This is a genomic window from Brevundimonas naejangsanensis (genome assembly GCF_000635915.2).
In the GTDB taxonomy this organism is placed as follows: domain Bacteria; phylum Pseudomonadota; class Alphaproteobacteria; order Caulobacterales; family Caulobacteraceae; genus Brevundimonas; species Brevundimonas sanguinis.
Genome location: NZ_CP015614.1, coordinates 2,734,841 through 2,755,107, shown reverse-complemented (window position 1 = coordinate 2,755,107; position 20,267 = coordinate 2,734,841). Strand labels below are relative to the sequence as shown.

General features: G+C 69.3%; 16 protein-coding genes and 1 pseudogene. 8 read left to right on the top strand and 9 right to left on the bottom strand.

The features are described from left to right. Positions 1-188: 188 nt before the first annotated feature. Positions 189-2,618: a DNA topoisomerase (ATP-hydrolyzing) subunit B gene (gene gyrB / locus DA69_RS13200; protein WP_025978004.1), complete on the top strand. Its 2,430-nt coding sequence runs from the start codon at positions 189-191 to the stop codon at positions 2,616-2,618. A gap of 71 nt (positions 2,619-2,689) precedes the next feature. On the opposite strand, the gene DA69_RS13195 is transcribed toward gyrB, so the two are convergent. The 3 genes from DA69_RS13195 to DA69_RS13185 all read right to left on the bottom strand — a co-directional run bounded on the left by DA69_RS13195 (position 2,690) and on the right by DA69_RS13185 (position 5,221). Next, the gene (locus DA69_RS13195) at positions 2,690-3,244 is read right to left on the bottom strand and encodes a hypothetical protein (protein ID WP_025978003.1); all 555 of its coding nucleotides are present in this window, start codon (positions 3,242-3,244) and stop codon (positions 2,690-2,692) included. A gap of 97 nt (positions 3,245-3,341) precedes the next feature. Then, complete coding sequence (locus DA69_RS13190; RefSeq protein ID WP_235599164.1) at positions 3,342-4,655, bottom strand: sensor domain-containing diguanylate cyclase; 1,314 nt, start codon at positions 4,653-4,655, stop codon at positions 3,342-3,344. Positions 4,656-4,780: 125 nt separating this feature from the next. Then, positions 4,781-5,221: a hypothetical protein gene (locus tag DA69_RS13185; protein ID WP_025978001.1), complete on the bottom strand. Its 441-nt coding sequence runs from the start codon at positions 5,219-5,221 to the stop codon at positions 4,781-4,783. Between the two features lie 111 nt (positions 5,222-5,332). Between DA69_RS13185 and DA69_RS13180 the strand changes: the two genes are divergently transcribed. After that, positions 5,333-6,247, top strand: coding sequence for an alpha/beta fold hydrolase (locus DA69_RS13180; protein ID WP_025978000.1), 915 nt, complete (start codon positions 5,333-5,335; stop codon positions 6,245-6,247). A gap of 4 nt (positions 6,248-6,251) precedes the next feature. Here DA69_RS13180 and recQ read toward each other — a convergent pair whose 3' ends face one another. Next, entirely contained in the window at positions 6,252-8,120 is a 1,869-nt protein-coding gene (gene recQ / locus DA69_RS13175; RefSeq protein ID WP_025977999.1) for a DNA helicase RecQ, read from the bottom strand. A 130-nt stretch (positions 8,121-8,250) separates the two neighbouring features. Between recQ and DA69_RS13170 the strand changes: the two genes are divergently transcribed. Then, positions 8,251-10,299, top strand: a complete 2,049-nt coding sequence (locus tag DA69_RS13170) for an OPT family oligopeptide transporter (RefSeq protein WP_025977998.1) — start codon at positions 8,251-8,253, stop codon at positions 10,297-10,299. A 6-nt stretch (positions 10,300-10,305) separates the two neighbouring features. Here DA69_RS13170 and DA69_RS13165 read toward each other — a convergent pair whose 3' ends face one another. Next, on the bottom strand, positions 10,306-11,193 hold the full coding sequence (locus DA69_RS13165) for a LysR family transcriptional regulator (RefSeq protein ID WP_025977997.1): 888 nt from the start codon (positions 11,191-11,193) through the stop codon (positions 10,306-10,308). A gap of 81 nt (positions 11,194-11,274) precedes the next feature. Between DA69_RS13165 and DA69_RS13160 the strand changes: the two genes are divergently transcribed. Together DA69_RS13160 and typA are read left to right on the top strand one after the other, a co-directional pair. Next, the gene (locus tag DA69_RS13160) at positions 11,275-12,321 is read left to right on the top strand and encodes a YeiH family protein (protein WP_025977996.1); all 1,047 of its coding nucleotides are present in this window, start codon (positions 11,275-11,277) and stop codon (positions 12,319-12,321) included. A gap of 134 nt (positions 12,322-12,455) precedes the next feature. Next, positions 12,456-14,288, top strand: a complete 1,833-nt coding sequence (typA, locus tag DA69_RS13155; RefSeq protein ID WP_025977995.1) for a translational GTPase TypA — start codon at positions 12,456-12,458, stop codon at positions 14,286-14,288. 112 nt (positions 14,289-14,400) lie between these two features. Here the strand turns inward: typA and DA69_RS13150 are convergent, their stop codons facing one another. Then, a complete protein-coding gene (locus tag DA69_RS13150) occupies positions 14,401-16,035 on the bottom strand; it encodes a phosphatidylglycerol lysyltransferase domain-containing protein (RefSeq protein WP_235599163.1) in 1,635 nt (544 codons plus the stop codon). Positions 16,036-16,195: 160 nt separating this feature from the next. Here DA69_RS13150 and DA69_RS13145 point away from each other — a divergent pair, with 160 nt between their 5' ends. Next, positions 16,196-16,672 (top strand): hypothetical protein, encoded by a 477-nt coding sequence (locus DA69_RS13145; protein WP_025977993.1) that lies wholly within the window; start codon positions 16,196-16,198, stop codon positions 16,670-16,672. A 69-nt stretch (positions 16,673-16,741) separates the two neighbouring features. Here DA69_RS13145 and DA69_RS13140 read toward each other — a convergent pair whose 3' ends face one another. Then, positions 16,742-16,999 carry a GlsB/YeaQ/YmgE family stress response membrane protein gene (locus tag DA69_RS13140; protein ID WP_025977992.1) on the bottom strand — a complete coding sequence of 86 codons (258 nt, stop codon included), beginning with the start codon at positions 16,997-16,999 and terminating at the stop codon, positions 16,742-16,744. A 170-nt stretch (positions 17,000-17,169) separates the two neighbouring features. Here DA69_RS13140 and DA69_RS13135 point away from each other — a divergent pair. After that, positions 17,170-17,385, top strand: a pseudogene (locus DA69_RS13135) (helix-turn-helix domain-containing protein); the annotation flags it as partial. 121 nt (positions 17,386-17,506) lie between these two features. Further along, positions 17,507-18,289, top strand: a complete 783-nt coding sequence (hisN, locus tag DA69_RS13130) for a histidinol-phosphatase (RefSeq protein ID WP_025977990.1) — start codon at positions 17,507-17,509, stop codon at positions 18,287-18,289. A 4-nt stretch (positions 18,290-18,293) separates the two neighbouring features. Here the strand turns inward: hisN and DA69_RS13125 are convergent, their stop codons facing one another. Together DA69_RS13125 and DA69_RS13120 are read right to left on the bottom strand one after the other, a co-directional pair. Next, positions 18,294-19,325 carry an alpha/beta fold hydrolase gene (locus DA69_RS13125; protein WP_025977989.1) on the bottom strand — a complete coding sequence of 344 codons (1,032 nt, stop codon included), beginning with the start codon at positions 19,323-19,325 and terminating at the stop codon, positions 18,294-18,296. Continuing rightward, positions 19,322-20,233, bottom strand: a complete 912-nt coding sequence (locus DA69_RS13120; RefSeq protein ID WP_025977988.1) for a class I SAM-dependent methyltransferase — start codon at positions 20,231-20,233, stop codon at positions 19,322-19,324. Before DA69_RS13120 ends, DA69_RS13125 begins: the two co-directional genes overlap by 4 nt. Positions 20,234-20,267: the final 34 nt, after the last annotated feature.

The following is a 20,267-nucleotide window of genomic DNA, read 5'->3' as shown; positions in this document are numbered from 1 at the left end:
AGACACCCCTCATCCGAGCGCCTTCGGCGCCCACCTTCTCCCGCAAGGGGAGAAGGGAAAGAGTGGCTTTTCCCGTCCAATTTCCTATATATCGGAGACTTCGGGACGCGCTGATTTGCGCCCCTGAGACAGGCGGTCGAACCGCCGCCTCTTCCCCGTCCGCCCGCGGACCCTGAGCCGACGTTTTCATGACCGAACAGACTGCTCCCTCGCCCGAATACGGCGCCGATTCCATCAAGGTTCTCAAAGGCCTGGACGCGGTGCGCAAGCGCCCCGGCATGTATATCGGCGATACGGACGACGGCTCGGGCCTGCACCACATGGTCTATGAGGTGGTGGACAACGCCATCGACGAGGCCCTGGCCGGCCACGCCGATCTGGTCACCGTCACCCTGAACGAGGACGGTTCGGTCACCGTGACCGACAACGGGCGCGGCATTCCGGTGGCCACGCACGCCGAGGAAGGCATCTCGGCCGCCGAGGTCATCATGACCCAGCTGCACGCCGGCGGTAAGTTCGACCAGAACTCCTACAAGGTGTCCGGCGGCCTGCACGGCGTGGGCGTCTCGGTGGTCAACGCCCTGTCGGACTGGCTGGAGCTGGTCATCTATCGCGAGGGCAAGAAACACAGCGTGCGTTTCGAGCGCGGCGACACCGTGCGGTCGCTGGCCGTCATCGGCGACGCGCCGATGCGCGAGGACAAGGGCCGTCTGCTGACCGGCACCGAGGTCACCTTCTATCCGTCGATCGACACCTTCAGCCACATCGACTTCGACCTGAAGACGCTGGAACACCGCCTGCGCGAAATGGCCTTCCTGAACTCGGGCGTGGTCATCAAGCTGAGCGACAAGCGCGGGCCCGAGCCGGTCGAGATCCTGCTGCATTATGAGGGCGGGGTCGAAGCCTTCGTGCGCCACCTCGACAAGTCCAAGACGCCGATCCTGAAGGACGTCATCGTCATCCGCGGCCAGAAGGACGGCATCGAGCTGGACCTCGCCCTGTGGTGGAACGACAGCTACCACGAGACGATGTTGTGCTTCACCAACAACATCAACCAGAGAGACGGCGGCACCCACCTGTCGGCCTTCCGCGCCAGCCTGACGCGCGTCATGGGCGCCTATATCGAAAGCTCAGGGCTCGCCAAGAAGGAAAAGGTCTCCGTCTCGGGCGAGGATGCGCGCGAGGGCCTGACCTGCGTCCTGTCGGTCAAGGTCCCGGACCCCAAGTTCAGCTCCCAGACCAAGGACAAGCTGGTCTCGTCCGAGGTGCGTCCGGCCGTTGAAAGCCTGTGCTCCGAGGGTCTGTCGACCTGGTTCGAGGAACACCCCGTCGAGGCCAAGCTGGTCGTCTCCAAGATCATCGAGGCCGCCTCGGCGCGTGAAGCCGCCCGCAAGGCGCGCGACCTGACCCGGCGCAAGTCGGCGCTGGAGATCTCCTCCCTGCCCGGCAAGCTGGCCGACTGTCAGGAGCGCGATCCGGCCAAGTCCGAACTGTTCATCGTCGAGGGCGACTCGGCCGGCGGCTCGGCCAAACAGGCGCGCAACCGCGAGAACCAGGCCGTCCTGCCCCTGCGCGGCAAGATCCTGAACGTCGAGCGCGCCCGCTTCGACCGGATGCTGTCGTCCGACACCATCGGCACCCTGATCCTGGCGCTGGGCACCGGCATCGGCCGCGACGATTTCGACGCGGACAAGCTGCGCTATCACAAGATCATCCTGATGGCCGACGCCGACGTCGACGGCGCCCACATCCGCACCCTGCTGCTGACCTTCTTCTATCGTCAGATGCCGGAACTGATCGAACGCGGCCACGTCTACATCGCCCAGCCGCCGCTCTATAAGGTCTCCAAGGGCAAGCAGCACCGCTACATCAAGGATCAGGCGGAGATGGACGCCTATCTGATCGAGGAAGGCAGCGCCGAGGCGACGCTGGAGCTGGCCTCGGGCGAGGTGCGCGCCAGCATGGACCTGCAGGAACTGGTCCGCGAGGCCAAGGCGTTCAAGGCCCTGGTCGACCGCCTGGCCAGCCGCGCTCCGGCCTTCGCCATCGAACAGGGCGCCCTGGCGGGCCTGTTTGACGAACACGCCGGCGAGCTGGCGGACCGCGCCGCGCGCGCAGCCGAGCGGCTGAACCTCTACGCCGAGGAAGGCGACGGTCCGTGGACCGGCGAACTGGCCGCCCAGGGCGGCGTGGCCTTCACCCGCGTGCGCCGCGCCGTCAGCGAGACCATCGTGCTGGACGAGGTGCTGGGCCGTTCGCTGGACGCCCGCCGTCTGGCCGAGCGCGCCGCCGCCTTCGACGGTCTGTTCGCCACCCCGGCGGTCTATCGCCGCAAGGACAAGACCACGACCATCCGCGGCCCGCTGGACCTGCTGGCGGCCGTGCTGGACGCGGGCAAGAAGGGCATCGCCATCCAGCGCTACAAGGGTCTGGGCGAGATGAACCCGGAACAGCTGTGGGAGACGACGCTGGACGCCAACGCCCGCACCCTGCTGCAGGTCAAGGTCGAGCACGGCGACGACGCCGACGACCTGTTCGCCAAGCTGATGGGCGACGTGGTGGAGCCCCGCCGCGAGTTCATCCAGGAAAACGCCCTGGACGCCGCCGTCGACGCCTGACGGCCAGAGCGGAATCGGTTGAGTTGGGTGCATGCCCGACTCAACTCAGATATTCGCGCCAGAACAATCGCCTAGAGCATCACCATGACCGTGTGCGCGAGCAGGACGATCAGTCCCGCCCGCTGCACGGCGGCGGCCGGCCAGATCAGCATGGGGACGATGCAGGCGAAACGGACGCCCTGATAGATCAGCATCGTCGGGATAACCGGGGCGATCGGCTCATTCAGCTTCAGAATATAGACGATATTGACGATGGTGCTGGCGAGCACCGGAATCAGCAGGGCGCCGACGATCACCCTGCGGTGCTGGGCGTAATAGGTCTCCAGCGAGGCGACTTCATCATAGCGGGGCCGGATGACCTGGCTGATGAAGATGTACGGCAGGGCCATCGCCAGACAGATGAAAAGCTCCACGGCCCCCAGCCTCACGCCGGCCTGGGCGCGGAACAGGGACAGCCACTGCTGGCAGGCCGCTATCAGCACGAGGGCGCCCAGAAGAGGGACCGTCCAGCCGATCATCACCCGGCCGCGCGCCTTGTACATTTCGGCGAAGGCCGTCGCGACGTTGGCGACCGCCAGCCCGAGCAGGAGGGCGTAGAAGGCGAAGAGCGCGTCGAATTCCTGCATGCCGTCCCCCGATCGTCGGGACGCATTAATAACCCTGTTTTGCGAGATCGAAAGCGCTTATTCGGCGCCGGCTGTCGCGAGCGCCGAGAAGAGCCGGCTAGGCGATCTCCACCCGGTTACGGCCATTCTGCTTGGCGCGGTACAGGGCGTCGTCGGCTTCCTTGACCAAATAGTTCTCATCCGGGTGGCCCCCGTGTTCGGCGGCGCCGATGGACACGGTGACGTGGAAGGGTTCCAGCCCCGAGGCCGTAATGGCCTTGGTCGCCAGGGCCTGGCGCATCCGTTCGGCGATCGTCGCAGCCTGGCGCAGGCTGGTTTCGACCAGGACGATCAGGAACTCCTCGCCGCCATAGCGGAAGACGAAATCGCTGGGGCGCACGTTCTCGGTGACCGCCTCGGCCACCTGGCGCAGCACCTCGTCGCCGATGGGGTGGCCGTGGGTGTCGTTGATCCGCTTGAAGTGGTCCACGTCCAGCAGCAGCACGGACAGCGGCGTGTGGTTGGCGTTGGCGAAACCGATCTCTCGGCTCAGGATCGACGACAGGAAGCGCCGATTCAAGGCGCGCGTCAGCGGATCGCGTCCGCCTTCCATCCCCGCCAGCCCCTGGAACATCTCGTTCAGCAGGAAGGCGACCTCGTCCACCGCCGCCTCCAGCGCCTCCAGCGGCCCGGCCAGATCAGACGAAGCCGCGCCCGGCGTGAAGCGAGGCAGCAGTTCGGCGTCGATGCGCTCCATCGCCGCGTTCAGCCGCGTCAGGTGGGGCGAGCCGTCGAACAGGAAGTCGGCCCGATGGCGAATCCACAGGCCGAACGGCGAGGCGCTGAGCGCGCCCGCCCCCTCCACCCCGCCCGAGGCCAGGATGCGGAACAGGGTCTTCTGGCTCCATTCCATCAGGCCGGCGCGCTGGCTCTCGCGCTCGAAATGGATGTCCTGGTCCAGCGAGAACAGGCGATAGGCCTCGTCCAGCCGCGCGCGATTGCTGGCGCCCTTTTCATAGGACTGGCTCATCAGGCGCAGGGCGTGGTCGATGCGCTCGCCGGCCAGCCGCAACAGGTCGAAGGCGGCCGGGTCGCTGGCCAGGGCGTCGGCCAGCCGGCCCTTCAGCACCGCCGCCCCGGCCATGACCAGATGCATCGGAATCTTGATGCGGGCGTGGACCTCGCCGATCTTCTGCTGGCGGGCCGCAAAGGCCGCCCCGGCCAGGTCGGCGCCGGGCGCGAAAAGATCCACCAGCCAGCGGCGCAGCGAGGGGCTCAGCCGCTCCTGGACCACGGAATGATGCAGGAAGGAGCGCGCCTCTTCATCGGCCAGGAGAGCATCGTAAAAGGCCGCCACCAGGGCGTCGGCATGATCTTCAACGCGTTGGCGCAAACGGCCCAGGGACGCGGCGTCGCCGGCGCGCGAAAGCACGCCGCCCTGAGGATCAGATGAAAGCTGCAAAACGACTGCTCGATACTAAAAAACGCGGCGCCCGATCGACCGAGGGCGGCCTTAACCCCAAGGGCCGACCGGCACAAGCGGCCCCTTCGGCCGCGTCAGCGCGAGTCGGGACGTCCGGCTTCGATGAAGGCGCGGATCGTCGGGAAGGCCGCCGTTCCGCGCTTGTCCTCGCACACGATCTCCTTGACGTAGGAGTCCAGAGAATTGCGCACGATCGGCTCGAAATCATAGCCGTCGTCGATCCGCTCCTGCTCGGCGCCGTCCGGACCGTAATACACCTCTTCGCCCGCCTTCGACTGGTTGGCGGCGCAGCGGAAGCTGACGGTCCCGATGCTGTGCGACAGATCCGTCGGCTCGCCCTTGGCGGGCACGCGCGCCAATCGGGCGCTGGTCACGCCGTCGGCCTGTGCGATCGAATCGACATCCACCATGAAGGCGGTGGCCGAGCTTCGCGAAATGACGTTCCAGTTTTCAGCCAGAGCGGGCGATGCAGCCAAACCTGCAACGGCGGACAGGACGATGATGGATTTCTTCATGAGAACCTCCCCAGATCCAATGATTTCACTCCTGATCGTCGTAAAATTCAATCCATCACGCCAAGAGCCTCTCGCCGAGGTTTCGCCGCTATCTGACGGCAGGTTGACGCCATGAGCCGGTTTTCCGTTGTCCTGACCGCCCTTTTCCTGAGCCTGACGACCGCCGCGGCGCCCGCTGGGGCGCGCTCGCTCACTGTCTCGTCTGCGGCAAGCCCTGCCGCGTTTCAGTCCTCGCGCATCGTCGTAGAGACGCGCGGACAGGGGCCGGACGTGGTGCTGATCCCCGGCCTGGCCTCGACCTCGGCGGTCTGGAGCCGCACCGCCGACGCGCTGCAGGCCCGCTACCGGGTGCACCTGGTCACCGTGCGCGGCTTTGGCCCGCTGGCGGCGGCGGGCAACGCCGAGGGCCGCATCGGCGGGCCGTCGGCGGGGGAAATCCTGCGCTACATCCATGAGGCGGGCCTGGATCGTCCCGCCCTGATCGGCCATTCGATGGGCGGGCAGATGGCCCTGCGCGTCGCGGCCGAGGGCGGCGGCCGCGTCGGCCGGGTCATGGTGGTGGACGCCTCGCCCTTCTTCCCGTCCCTGATCAGCCCCGGCTCGACGGTGGGCGATGTCGAACCTCTGGCGCGGCTGGCCTATCAAGGGCTGATGCTGCTGGGCGATCAGGTCCTGCGCACCCAGGCCGCCTCAATGGGGCTGGAGCTGGGCGGCGCGGCCGACAGCCTGTTCAACGGCCTGGGCTGGCAGGGCGGCGACCGGCGCGTCCTGGCTCAGGGCCTGTATGAGGTGATGACGGTGGATCTGCGCTCGCGCCTGCCGCTGATCCAGGCGCCGGTCACGGTCGTCTATGGCTGGAGCCCCGACGCCGACAGCCCGCGCAGCCACGTCGACGGCCTGTTCCGCGACGGCTACCGCTCCCTGCCCCGCCCGGCGACCTTCGAGCGGATCGAGGGCGCCGAGCACATGGTCATGATCGACCGACCGCGTCAGTTCCAGCAGGCCGTCGACCGCTTCCTGCGCTGAGGCTTCACGCCACGGCGTCCAGAACCTCCAGCACCGCCGGCCCGTAGCGGTCCAGCTTGCCCGCCCCGACGCCGGGGATGACGGCCAGCTGGTCCAGGCCGCGCGGTTCCTGCAGGGCGATCTCGACCAAGGTCTTGTCCTGGAAGATGACATAGGGCGGCACGCGCTGCTCGATGGCGCGGTCGCGGCGCCAGGCGCGCAGGGCCTCGAAACGGGCGCGCACATCCGCGTCCAGCCCCTCGACCGCCAGATTGCGCCCGGCGTTGCGGCGCGGCTTGTCCAACGCCACGGCCCGGATCGGCGCCTGACGCACCCGCACCGGCCGCTCCCCGCGATATACGGCCCGCACGGCCTGCGCCTCGCCCAGACGAATGATCGGCTTGCCGTCGTTGGGGTCCTCGACCAGCAGGCCCTCGAACAAAAGATGGTCGATCACGTCGCGCCAGGTGGCCAGCGACAGGTCGGCGCCGATGCCCCAGGTCGACAGCCCCGCCTCCCACGGCTGGACGTCCTTGGTCTTGCCCAGCAGGTGATCGACGACGCGCGTCCGGCCGAAGCGTTCGCCCAGACGCTGGACCGCCGCCAGCGCCTTCTGCGCCGGCACCACGGCGTCAAAGGTGGCGGGCGGGTCGCCGCAGATATCGCAGACGCCGCACGGCTGGGCGTCCTGCTCGCCGAAATAGCGACGCACAGCCTGGGGCCGACAGGTCGCGCCGTCCAGCATGGCGAACAGCTGGCGCACCTTGCGGGTCTGGACCTGTTTGACCTCCTCGGCCATCGGCCGCCCCTCAAGGCGACGCAGGGACCAAGCGATGTCGGACGGGCCGTAAAGCGTGATGCCCTCGGCCGGTTCGCCGTCGCGCCCCGCGCGGCCGATCTCCTGCCAGTACGCCTCCAGAGAACCGGGCGGATCGGCGTGGATGACGAAGCGCACGTCCGGCTTGTCCACACCCATGCCGAAGGCGATGGTCGCGACCATGACGGCGCCGTCCTCGGCCAAGAAACGCTCCAGCCGCCGGTCGCGCTCGCGGGCGTCGAAACCGGCGTGATAGGCGATGGCGTTGCTTCCGGCGTCCCTCAGGGCGTCGGCCACCCGCTCGCAGCCGTCGCGGCTGCCGCAATAGACCACGCCCGACTTGCCCCGCCGCTCGCGCACCAGTTCGATGACGGCGGCGTCGGTGCGGGCGCGCGAGCCGTTGACCTTGCGTTCGGCCGATAGCTGAAGATTGGGCCGGGCGAAGCTGTCGACGAAGACCCGAGCCTCGCCCAGCCGCAACGAGGCCAGGATGTCGTCGCGCGTGCGGGCGTCGGCGGTCGCCGTCACCGCGATCCGCGGCACGCCGGGGAAGATCTCGGCCAGTCGGCCCAGGGTGCGGTAATCGGGCCGGAAGTCATGGCCCCACTGAGACACGCAGTGCGCCTCGTCGATGGCGATCAGGCTGATCGGCAGCTCGGCCAGCCGGTCCAGCATGGCGCCCGACGCCAGCCCCTCGGGCGAGACGTAGAGCAGGTCCAGCTCCCCCGCCCGCGCCGCCCGCCACACGGCGGAGCGCTCGTCCATCGTCAGGCCCGAATCCAGACGCGCGGCGGCCACCCCCTGCTGTTTCAGCGCCTCGACCTGATCGGTCATCAGGGCGATCAGCGGCGACACGACCAGACCCACGCCGGGCCGCAGGATGGCGGGCACCTGATAACAGACGCTCTTGCCGCCGCCGGTCGGCAGCACGGCCATCACGTCGCGTCCGGCCAGCACCTCCTGGATCACGTCGGCCTGCAGGCCCCGAAAATCCGCATGGCCCCAGACCCGCTCCAGCAGCGTCCGCGCCTCGTCCAGGGTCGGAAAGGCGGCGTCGGTCGGGCGAGGGTCGAACATGGCGGGGGTTGTGCCGTATTCGTTCCGAAGTGTCATCCCGTCATCGCCGCGCAGTCGGGATGCGCAGCCCCCGTTGTCACGAGGCCGCTTTCGGGCTTACCTCCGCGCAACAACGGAAAAAGAGCCCCGCATGACGGACACGCCCGCCGGAACCGGCAAACGCATCGAACTGACCATACGCGCCCTGATCCTGGGCTGTTTGCTGGCGGCGGTCTTTACGGCGGCCAACACCTATCTGGGGCTGAAGGTCGGCCTGACCTTCGCCTCGGCCATTCCGGCGGCGGTCATTTCGATGGCCCTGCTGCGGGCGTTCCGCGGCTCGACCATCTGGGAGAACATGACCGTCCAGACCGTCGCCTCGGTCGGCGGCGCCATGAGTTCGATCATCTTCGTCCTTCCCGGCCTGGTCATGATCGGTTGGTGGATGGACTTCCCGTTCTGGGAATCGGTGATGATCTGCATCCTCGGCGGCGTGCTCGGGGTGACCTTCTCCATCCCGCTGCGCCGCACCCTGGTCGTTCAGGGCGGCCTGCCCTACCCCGAAGGCGTCGCCGCCGCCGAGGTGCTCAAGGTCGGCTCGCCCGGCGCTGAACAGACCGAAGAGGCCGTGCGCGAGAACCGTTCGGGCCTGTTCGTGGTCATCGGCGGGGCGATCGCCTCGGCGGTCTTCGGCTTCCTGGCCGCCGCGCGGGTCTTTGCGGCCGAGACGGCCGCCTTCCTGCGCCTTCCGGCCGCCCTGGGCGGCGGAGCCACCGGCGTCGGCTTCTCCATGCAGTTCGCCCTGCTGGGCGCCGGCCACCTGATCGGCCTGGCCGTCGGCCTGACGCAGCTGTTCGGCCTGGTTCTGGCCTGGCTGATCTTCGTGCCCATCCTGACCTCGCCCGAGTTCGCAGCCTGGGCCGCCGCCCACGGCCTGCCGTCGGTCGCCGCCTCCGTCCCGGCCGACGCCGGAGCGGAAGGCCTGGCCATGACCGTCTGGGCGCGCGAAGTCCGCTTCATCGGCGCAGGGGTCATCGGCGTGGCCGCCCTGTGGACGCTGGCCAAGCTGGCCAAGCCGCTGGTCGCAGGCCTGGCCTCGGCCGTCTCGGCCCAGTCGCGCCGCGCCCACGGCGAGACGCTGGAGCTGACCGAGCAGGACATCCCCATCAAGATCGTCGGCCTGCTGTCCGTCGCCGCCCTGGTCGGCATCGCCGTGCTGCTGGCGGTCGTGGCCCAGGGCACGTCTCTGGCCGGTTCGGCGCCGCTGCTGGTCATCGGCGGCCTGGTCTATGTCGTGGTCATCGGCTTCGCCGTGGCGGCCATCTGCGGCTATATGGCCGGGCTGATCGGCTCGTCGAACAGCCCGGTGTCGGGCGTCGGCATCCTGGCCATCATCATCGCGTCGCTGCTGATGCTGGGCGTGCTGGCCGTGGCGGGGGTGCCCGCTGATCCGTCCGTGATCGCCTTCGCCCTGATCGTCACCGCCATCGTCTTCGCCGTGGCCGTCATCGCCAACGACAACCTGCAGGACCTGAAGACCGGCCAACTGGTCGAGGCCACCCCCTGGCGTCAGCAGACGGCCCTGCTGGTCGGCGTGGTGGCCGGCGCGCTGGTCATCCCCTTCGTGCTGGACATGATGAACCAGGCCTTCGGCTTCGAGGGCGGCCCGCCCGCCATCGTGCAAGGCTCGCAGACCCTGGCCGCGCCCCAGGCCACCCTGATTTCGGCCCTGGCCAAGGGCGTCATCTCGGGCGACCTGCGCTGGGACCTGATCGGCATCGGCGCCGTGGTCGGCGTTCTGGTCATCATCCTCGACGTCGTCCTGCGCCGCACCACGAACGACAAGATCAAGCTGCCGCCGCTGGCCGCCGGCATCGGCGTCTATCTGCCTGCGGCCGTCACCACCATGCTGGTGGTCGGCGCCGTCTGCGGCTGGCTGTACGACCGGGCGGTGAAGTCGACCCGCTACGCCGACGTGGCGCGCCGCATGGGCGTGCTGCTGGCGTCCGGCCTGATCGTGGGCGAGAGCCTGTTCGGCGTCTTCACCGCCGCCGTCATCGTCAGCGCCAAGAACGAGGCGCCGTTCGCCCTGCTGCCGGCCGACAGCGGCTGGCCGGCCATGTGGGCGGGGCTGATCGCCTTTGCAGGCCTGACCTACGCCCTGTACGCCTGGGTGCGCCGCCGCGCCGCCAAGGTCTAAGCCGAACTAGAGGGCGGCGGCGAACGCTTCCGCCGCTCGACTGGCGCCGCGCTCGCGGTGCCGCAGGCGATAAAAGGGCCGCTCGGGCAAGTCGAGCGGCAGACGGACCAGCCGCCCCGCTTCGATCAGGGGCCGGGCGGCCAGTTCCGAGATGGCGGTGACCAGTCCGCCGCCGGCGCCGCCCCCGGCCGCCACCGCCGTCAGGATGGCTTCATTGGACGGCAGCACCAGCGCCGTTTTCAGGTCGGCCGCGGCCATACCGCGCGGCAGAGCCGCCTCGAACTCGCTGCGGGTGCCCGAGCCCGGCTCGCGCAAGGCCCAGTCCAGCGCTTTCAGGTCCGCCGCCGCCAGCGCCGCCTCGCGTCCGGCCAGCGGATGATCCGGCGCCGCCACCACGATCAGCCGGTCGGCGCCGATGCGGGTCCGCTCGAGACGCGGCGCATCCTCGGCGCCCTCGATCAAGCCCAGTTCCGCCTCGCCGCCCAGAACAGCCTCGACCACGCGATGGGTGTTGCCGATCGACAGATGCAGCTCCACGCCCGGATGGCTCTGGGCGAAGGCGGCCATGCGCGGCGGCAGCCAATAGGCGGCGATGGTCTGGCTGGCGAACAGCCGCACCGACCCGCGTTTCATCCCCGCCAGTTCGTCCAACAGCCGCTCGGCCGCCTCGGCCCGCGCCAGCACCGCCTTGGCTTCCGGCAGAAACGCCGTCCCCGCCGCATTCAGCGCCAGCCCCCGTCCGACCCGGTCGAACAGCCGCGTCCCGTGCCGCGTCTCCAGCGCCTGAACCGCCGCGCTGACCGCCGACTGGGTCAGATGCAGCGCCTCGGCCGCCCGGGTCATATGCAGCCGCTCGGCCACGGCGACGAAGATGCGGAGCTGTTCCAGCGTCATGCGCGATTGATCAGATATATTGATCGTTAAGTCCATAACTACGCGTTGGATCGATCATAAGACAGAGCCGATAAGGAGGGCATGACCGTCGCCCTCGACCCCGCCGCCGCCTCTCGCCGCCTGACCGGCCCGCTGCGCCTGCTGCCGGGCGTGGCCCTGTCCGCCGCCATCGGCGCCGTCGCCTTCGGCCTTCAGTTGTTCGAGGCGCGCCTGTTCGGGCAGGCGTGGATCGAGGGTCTGGTGCTCGCCATCCTGATCGGGGCGGCCCTGCGGCTGGTGTGGACGCCATCGTCGCTGTGGGCGCCCGGCGTCAGCTTCAGCGCCAAGACCCTGCTGGAGGTTGCGGTCGCGCTGCTGGGCGCCACCGTCTCCGGCGCGGCCGTCGCGGCGCTGGGGCCGTGGCTGCTGCTGGCCATCGTCGGCGTCGTCGCCCTGGCCATCCTTGGCGGCTACGCCCTGGGCCGAGCCTTCGGCCTGCCGCACGCCATGGCCCTGCTGGTCGCCTGCGGCAACGCCATCTGCGGCAACTCGGCCATCGCCGCCGTCGCCCCCGTCATCGAGGCCGAGGGACAGGATGTCGCCGCCGCCATCGGCTTCACCGCCGTTCTGGGCATCGCCGTGGTGCTGCTGGTCCCCGTGGTCGGCGCGCTGATGGGTTATGACGCCACGCGCGTCGGGGTGCTGGCGGGTCTGACCGTCTACGCCGTGCCGCAGGTGCTGGCCGCCGCCGCGCCCGCCGGCCTGGCCGCGGTCCAGACCGGCGCCGTGGTCAAGCTGGTGCGCGTGCTGATGCTGGGGCCGGTCTGTCTGGTGCTGGGCCTGATGCGGTCGAAACAGGCCGCAGGCGGGCGCGGGCCCAAGCTGCACCAGATGGCGCCCTGGTTCATCCTGGTCTTCCTGGCCCTGATGGCCGCCCGCTCCCTGGGCTGGCTGCCCGCGGCGATCCTGCAGCCGCTGCAGGTCTCGGTCTCGGCCCTGACGCTGAGCGCCATGGCCGCGCTGGGGCTGATGGTCGACCCGCGCGCCGTGGTCCGGGCCGGGCCGCGCGTGGCCGCCGTCGCCGCCCTGTCGGCCCTGCTGATCGGCTTGCTGGCGCTGGCGGTGATCGCCCTCATCCCGCTGGGTTGATCGGCTGAACGCGCACCGGACTGGCGTTTTGGCCCGCATCCCTGTAAGAGGCGCCCCGAACCCTTCCCTTTTCTGCAATCTTCTTGCAGCGGCGCGGCCTATCCGTGACCGAACACAGTCCGCCCGAGCCCGATATGAACCTTCGTAACGTCGCTATCATCGCCCACGTCGACCATGGCAAGACGACCATGGTGGACGCCCTGCTGGCCCAGTCGGGCCTGTTCCGCGCCAATGAGGCCACGACCGAGCGCGTCATGGACTCCGGCGATCAGGAGCGCGAGCGCGGCATCACCATCCTGGCCAAATGCACGTCGATCCAGTGGAACGGCAAGGCGGGCGAGACGCGCATCAACATCATCGACACCCCCGGCCACGCCGACTTCGGCGGCGAGGTCGAGCGCATCCTGGGCATGGTGGACGGCTGCGTCCTGCTGGTCGACGCCGAAGAGGGCGTCATGCCCCAGACCAAGTTCGTGCTGACCAAGGCGCTGAAGATGGGCCTGCGTCCCATCCTGTGCATCAACAAGGTCGACCGCGCCCACGCCGATCCGGACCGGGTGCTGAACGAGACCTTCGACCTGTTCGCCGCCCTGGGCGCCACGGACGAGCAGCTGGACTTCCCGGTCATCTACGCCTCGGGCCGTTCGGGCTGGGCGACGCTGGACCTGGCCCAGCCGAACGACAACCTGCACCCGCTGTACGACCTGATCGTCGACCACGTCCCGGCTCCCGAGGCCCAGGCGCGCGTCAACGAGCCGTTCAAGATCCTGAACGTCCTGATCGAAAGCGACCCCTTCCTGGGCCGCCTGCTGACCGGCCGCATCCACTCGGGCAAGGCGGTTCCGGGCATGGCCATCAAGGCCCTGTCGCGTGACGGCAAGACCATCGAACAGGGCCGCATCACCAAGGTGCTGGCCTTCCGCGGCCTGAAGCGCCAGCCGATCGACGAGGGCGTCGAGGCGGGCGACATCGTCGCCATCGCCGGCATGTCCAAGGCCACCGTGGCCGACACCCTTTGCGCGCTGGACGTCGACACCCCGCTGGACGCCCTGCCGATCGACCCGCCGACCATCTCGATGACCGTGGGCGTGAACGACAGCCCCCTGGCCGGCCGCGAAGGCGACAAGGTGCAGTCGCGCGTCATCCGCGACCGCCTGCTGAAGGAAGCTGAGGCCAACGTCGCCATCCGCATCACCCAGACGCCGGACTCCGACGCCTATGAAGTCGCCGGCCGCGGCGAACTGCAGCTGGGCGTGCTGATCGAGAACATGCGCCGCGAAGGCTTCGAGCTGTCGATCAGCCGGCCGCGCGTGGTCTATCAGACCGGCGAGAACGGCGAGCGCATGGAGCCGATCGAAGACGTCGTCATCGACGTGGACGACGAGTTCTCGGGCGTGGTCATCGAGAAGCTGTCGGCCCGCAAGGCCGAGCTGACCGACATGGGCCCCTCGGGCGCCGGCAAGACCCGCATCCAGCTGAAGTGCCCGTCGCGCTCGCTGATCGGCTATCAGGGCGAGTTCCTGACCGACACGCGCGGCTCGGGCGTTCTGAACCGCGTCTTCTCCCACTATGAGCCGCACAAGGGCGCCATCGAAGGCCGCCTGAAGGGCGTGCTGGTGTCGAACTCGGACGGCGACACGGCGGCCTTCGCCCTGTGGAACCTGGAAGACCGCGGCGTCATGTTCGTCGGCGCCGGCGAGAAGACCTATCAGGGCATGATCATCGGCGAGAACAGCCGCTCCGACGACCTGGACGTCAACCCGATCAAGGGCAAGCAGCTGACCAACGTCCGCGCCTCGGGCAAGGACGAGGCCGTGCGCCTGACCCCGCCGCGCAAGATGAGCCTGGAGCAGGCCATCGCCTATATCGAGGAAGACGAACTGGTCGAGGTCACGCCCAAGTCGATCCGCCTGCGCAAGGAGGTCCTGAACCCCTCCTTCCGCAAGAAGCGCGTCCGCGCCGACTGATCTGCGCCGACATTGTCGAAATGAGAAAGGCGGCTCGCAAGGGCCGCCTTTTTTAGTTTGGGCCTATCGCCCTGCGAGCCACCCCTGCGGGGCGTCCGGGATGACGGAGGCGCTACCGCTTCAGCCCCAACAGCCCCCGCCAGCCGCCGCTGGTCAGCAGGGCCACGTCCAACAGGGCCAGAGGCAAGGGCGTGCTGGGCGGCGCGGCGATGAACACCGGCCGCCAGACGGGGTCGAACTTGGCCTTGTAGGCGCGCAGGCCCTGAAAGCCGTAGACGGCGCCGCCCTCCTCGAACACCAGGGCCCCGACGCGGGCGAAGACGGGGGCCGTCCGCCGATCCTCGAGGCCCGACAGGGGCGCCATGCCCAGATCCAGCCGCGCCACCCCCTGGTCGCGCGCCCACTGCGCGGTGCGCGTGAACAGAAAGTCCATCACCCCGTTCGGCCCGTCGGGATCATAGCGCATCAGGTCGATCATCACCTCGCCGCCGCCCGCCCCGCGCAACAGATTGGCGAAGGCGACGATGCGGCCGTTTTCGCGCACCAGGGCCAGGGGCTGGCGGTCCAGATAGTCGATATCGAACCGGCCGAGCGAAAAGGTTTTTTCCGAGCCGTTGTGATGCCTCAGCCAGGCGTCCGACACGGCGCGCAGTTCGGGCTCCAGCCCGCGCGCCGCGCCGGGCGGGACCACTTCGAAACCGGCGCCCTCGCGTTCGGCGCGGTTGACGGCGGTGCGCAGGTTCTGCTTGCCCTTGCCCTCGGTCGTGAAGCGAGCGGTGTCGATCACGGCGGCCTCGCCCACCTTGCGGACCGCCAGCCCCAGGGTCGCCAGGTCCGCCAGCAGCCCTTCGCCGACCGAATAGAAGACCGCCGCCCCGCCGTAGCTGTCGGCCAGCTGGGCGAAGGCCCACAGCAGTTCCAGCCGTTCCGCCGCCAGGCCCGCCGGCTCGCCCATGGCGATCCAGCGGCGGCCCCGCACGCGATAGGCGATGAAGCTGCGGCCAGACGGACTGAACAGCAGAGCCTTGTCGCCCAACAGGGCCAGTTCCGCCTCGGGAGCGGCCGCCTCGGCGCTCTCCAACGCCTGCCGGGCGCGTTCGATCTCTTCCGGGGCGGCGGGGCCGTGGGTGCGGGCGCCCGGCGCCGTCGTCAGCGAGCGTATGGCCACCGCCAGGGTCAGCAGCGCCAGCACCGCCCCGGCGCGCAGGAAGCCCGACGCCTGCTTGTCGACCAGGAAGGTCCACCACAGCTCGTCCGTATAGGCGGTGTCGCGGTAGGCGAAGAAGCCCAGCCAAATCATGGCCGCCACCGCCGCCGCCAGCATCAGCAGCCACCCCGGCCGCAGCGGCTCGCCCAGGCGCGACCGGCGGTTGAAGGCCGCCCGGCATGGCGTCAGCAGAGCCGCCGCCAACGTCAGTTCGATCGCCTGGAGCCAGTCCAGTCCTCTCAGCAGCGAGAAGACCGCCCCGACCAGAAGGAACGCCAGCGCCGCGTAATAGGCGCCGCGCCGCCGTCGCCACAGCCCCGCCGAGATCAGCAGCAGGACGAAGCCCGTCACGCTGGCGGCGAAGTGCGACAAGTCGATCAGCAGCGGCGGATAGAACCGGCCCAGCGCGCTGAGTTTTTCGTTAAAGGCGGGGGTCACCGCGGTCAGCAGCATCACTGCCCCCAGCAGAAAGGTGGCCGCCGCGAAGATTTGCGGGGTCAGCTCATAGGCCAACCCGCCCAGTCGCCGCGTTATGCGCAAGGGGTCGTGTTTTGCGCCAGACTTGGTCAACCGCCCTCCATCGAGCAAGAATCGGCCGTTTGCGGCCGGTAAAAGGTCATTTCAGGGCAGGCGAAACCATCCTGGATCACGCGGGTTCATTTTTTCGCGAGCGCCGAGCTCGCCATTCCAGGAGTTTCTCATGATCCGCAAGACCGCCCTGCTGACCGGCATCGCCGGCGCCCTGTTCATCGCCGCCCCGTCTTTCGCCCAGGACGCCACGACGCCGCAGACGCCCGAGCCGGCTCCCGCTGAGGCGGCCGCGGCTCAACCCCAGAGCCTGACCCTGACCCCGGGCTCCACCGTCAAGAGCGGCGACGGCTCCGAGATCGGCAAGCTGGTCGGCGTTCAGAACGGCGCCAACGGCCAGGAACTGACGGTCCGCACCGCCGACGGCCAGGTCCGCCCGGTGCCGCTGGCCGGCATCCGCCAGGACGGCGCTGACATCGTTGTCGACGCCAGCGCTTCGGATGTCCAGTCGGCCGCGCCGATTGCTTCGGATACGGCCGAGCCGACGCCGGACGCCACGCCGGACGCCGCCCCGGCTGATGCGCAGACCGGCGACGAGCCGACCGGCGATCAGCCGACTGGCGAGGAGCCGACCGACAGTCCTGACTAAGCGTCTGTCGCACGACAAGAGGGGCGGCCCGTCGGGCCGCCCCTCAGTCCGTGATGGTGCGACCGGCGGTTAGGCCCGTCGCTTCACCAGGCCCAGCAGGAACAGCAGCACCACGGCGCCGATCGTGGCGACCAAGATGCCGACGATCCAATTGCCGGCCGCGTCCACGCCCAAAAGATTATTGGCCAGGAACCCGCCGATCAGCGCGCCGACCACGCCGACGATCAGATTGGTCAGCAGGCCGTGTTCCCGCTTCATGATCTTCTCCGCCAGCCATCCGGCGACGATGCCGATGATGATCCAGGCGATGAATCCAAATCCACCCATGTTTCTTCCTTCCTGAAAAGGCTGTCTGCCTTGGCCGTTAATGCGCGTACGCCGCGGCGGTTGCCTCATGTCGTACGCCTTCCCCGCTGAGGGGAAGTCGGCACGCCGTTTGCGAGACCTCCCTCGCCACGTGCCGAACCGGCACAACATCTAAAGATGGGGAGAAGGTCATGGCCGCCGAGATCGATCTGCACCTGGGTCGTCGCCTGCGCCGACGTCGCCGTCTTCTGGGCCTGACGCAGCAACAGCTGGGCGATCGGGTGGGCGTCCGTTTCCAGCAGATCCAGAAATATGAATGCGGCGCCAACCGCCTGTCGGCCGCCCGTCTGTGGGAATTGGCCGAAGCGCTGGAAACCCCCGTCACCTATTTCTACGACGGCCTGTCCGCCGAGCCCGCCGCTCTGCCGACCTCCGCCCTGCACCCGACGCTCAACGCCGCCTGACGCTCGCCCCCAGCCCGGCGCCACCAGCCTCGCCCCGCGTCCCAGGACCGTGTATCCGGGCCCTATGACCGAGCTGGAATCCTTCGCCGTCGAACTGTCGCGTGAGGCTGCGCGCGTCGCCCTGCCCTTCTTCCGGGGCGCCTTCGCTCAGGAAGACAAGGGCGTCCCCGGCGCCTTCGACCCCGTCACCGAAGCCGACCGCGCCGCCGAGGCCGCCATCCGCCGCCGGATCGCCGCCCGCTATCCCGACCACGGCGTCATCGGCGAAGAGTACGGCGAGGATCGGCCCGAGGCCGAACACGTCTGGGTGCTGGACCCGATCGACGGCACCCGCGCCTTCATCGCCGGCCTGCCGTTGTGGACCACCCTGATCGCCCTGCGTCAGGACGGCGCCCCGGTCGTCGGCGCCGTCGGCCAGCCCTATCTGGGCGAAGTTTTCCTCGGCGGCCCGTCCGGCGCGCGCCTGCTGAAGGGCGCCAGCGAGACCCCGCTCAGGACCCGCGCCTGCGCGCGCCTGGATCAGGCGCTGATCGCCACCACCGACCCCGAAATCTTCACCGGCGCCGACCGGGCCGCCTGGGACCGGCTGCGCGCCTCGGCTCGCCTGGCCCGCCTGGGCTGCGACGGCTACGCCTACGCCATGGTTGCGGCGGGGAGCATCGACCTGGTGGCCGAGAGCGAGCTTCAGGTCTGGGACTGGTCGGCGCTCAAGCCGCTGGTCGAGGCGGCGGGCGGCCGGTTCACCGACTGGCGCGGCCAGCCCCCGCATGAGGCCGACGGCCGCGTGCTGGCGGTCGGCGACGCGCGTTTGACCGATCAGGCCCTGCCCCTGCTGGCCCCAGCCTGACCGATCAGGCGGGTTCGGCCGTCCGCGCGCCCGCAGAGGTCGAGGCCGCTTGCGGCCCCGGCGCCACATAGTCGGCCAGGGCGTCGAACTCGTGCAGGAAGACCCCGCGCAGCTCGTCGACCTCCATGATCACCTCATGCTTGGCCGTGGGCACCTCGACGTAACGGCCGCGCCCCAGCCGCCGGGCCGCCCAGCGATTGGTCTGCTTCCACACCTTGTCGTCCTCGGCCGCCTGAACCACGCACACCGGGATCTTCACGCCTTTCAGCGCTCTGGGCTTCAACACCCGCTCGCCGGCGTCCAGGGCGAAGGCCAGCCAGCCCCAGGTCGGCCCGCCCAGCGCCAGGTGCGGACAGGCGTAAAGCTGCTGTCGCCACAGATCATAGCGCGCCCGGTCCGAGGTCAGGGCGTCGTTGTCGAACGTGTGGTCGAAGGGGTCGTCGGGGTCGTCCAGCACATAGTCGCCCGCCTTGCCGTTGCGCAGCGCCCAGCGCACCGCCAGCTTGACCGTCCACATCGACCGCTTGCCGGTCTTGATCCGCAACATGGGGCTGGACAGCAGGGCGCCGCCGAACCGGCTCTCGCCCGTCTCCAGCGTCAACAGGTTCAGACACCCGCCCATCGAATGGCCGACCATGATCCAGGGCTTGGGCGCGCGCGCCTCATAGGCGTCCAGCAGGCGGGCGTAGTCGTCCAGGAACTCCTCGACCGCCCGGGCGTGGCCGCGCAGCCGATCCGGCAACAGCCGCGCTGACAGCCCTTGCCCGCGCCAGTCGTGGGCCAGGACGCAGAAGCCGCGCGCCAGGAAGTTGCCGATCAACTCGAAGTATTTCTCGATCGGCTCGGTGCGGCCGGGGCTCAGCACCACCGTCCCGCGCGGCGTCTTGGCCTGCAGGCTCGACGGCGTCCAGAAGGCGGCGCGCAGACGCAGCCCTCCGGCGCCCCGGAACCAGTCGCCCTCTCCCCCCGGCGGACAGGCGGCGCCCGGCACGCCCATCAACGGCGCATGGGCGGCGAAGGCGGCGGGGCGGCTCACTCGGGCTTCCTGAACTTCAGGGTCATACGGTCGCTTTCGCCGATGGCGTCGTACTTGGTGCGGTCGAACTCAGGGTCGGCGGGCTGGCCCAGCGGGGCCGTCAGGCGGCGCGGCGGCAGGGTCTCGACCCCGAATGGATGGTCCTTGGTGTCGGCCGGGTTGGCGTTGATCTCGGACGCCTCGACAAAGACGAAGCCCGCCTCTTCGGCCAGCTGGCGCACGAAGGCTTCCTGCACATAGCCGTTGGCGGCGGCCGGGTCCTGATCCTCGTCCGGCTGGAGCCGGTGCTGCTCCACGCCCAGGATCCCGCCCGGCCGCAGAGCCGTGAAGGCGTCGGCGAAGGCCTTTTCAGCGATCCCCGCCGCCATCCAGGCGTGAACATAGCGCATGAACAGCACCATGTCGGCCGTGCCCGCCGGAGCCACCGGGTCCGAGCCTGGCCCGAAGGCGGTGAACTGCACCGGCCCGTACAGCTTCTTGGATCCCAGGATACGGGCCTTCAGCGCATTGTTGATCGCCACCTGGGCCGGGTCGGCGTTCGGCCCCTCGACAAAGCCCGCCAGATACAGCGTCCCGCCGCCCCGGTTCAGATAGGGGGCCAGGATCTCGGCGTACCAGCCGCTGCCGGGCCAGAAGTCCACGACCGTCATCTTCGGCTGCAGGCCGAAGAAGCGCAGCGTCTCGATCGGGTGGCGCCAGACGTCGCGCGCCTTGTCGTCCGCCGTGCGCCACGAACCGGCGACCGCCCATTCCAGCGAGCCTTCGGGCGGCCCCTTGGGCGCCTCGGGCGCGGCGGGCGTCGGCGCTTCCTCCTTGCGGCCGCAGCCGGCCAGGCCGAACAGGGGCGCGACCAGAGCCAGGGCGCTGGCGCCGGCCAGGACGGATCGCCGCGTCGATCGGTCTGTCATGCGCGCTTCCTCTTGCCGCCAAATGTCTTCGCTT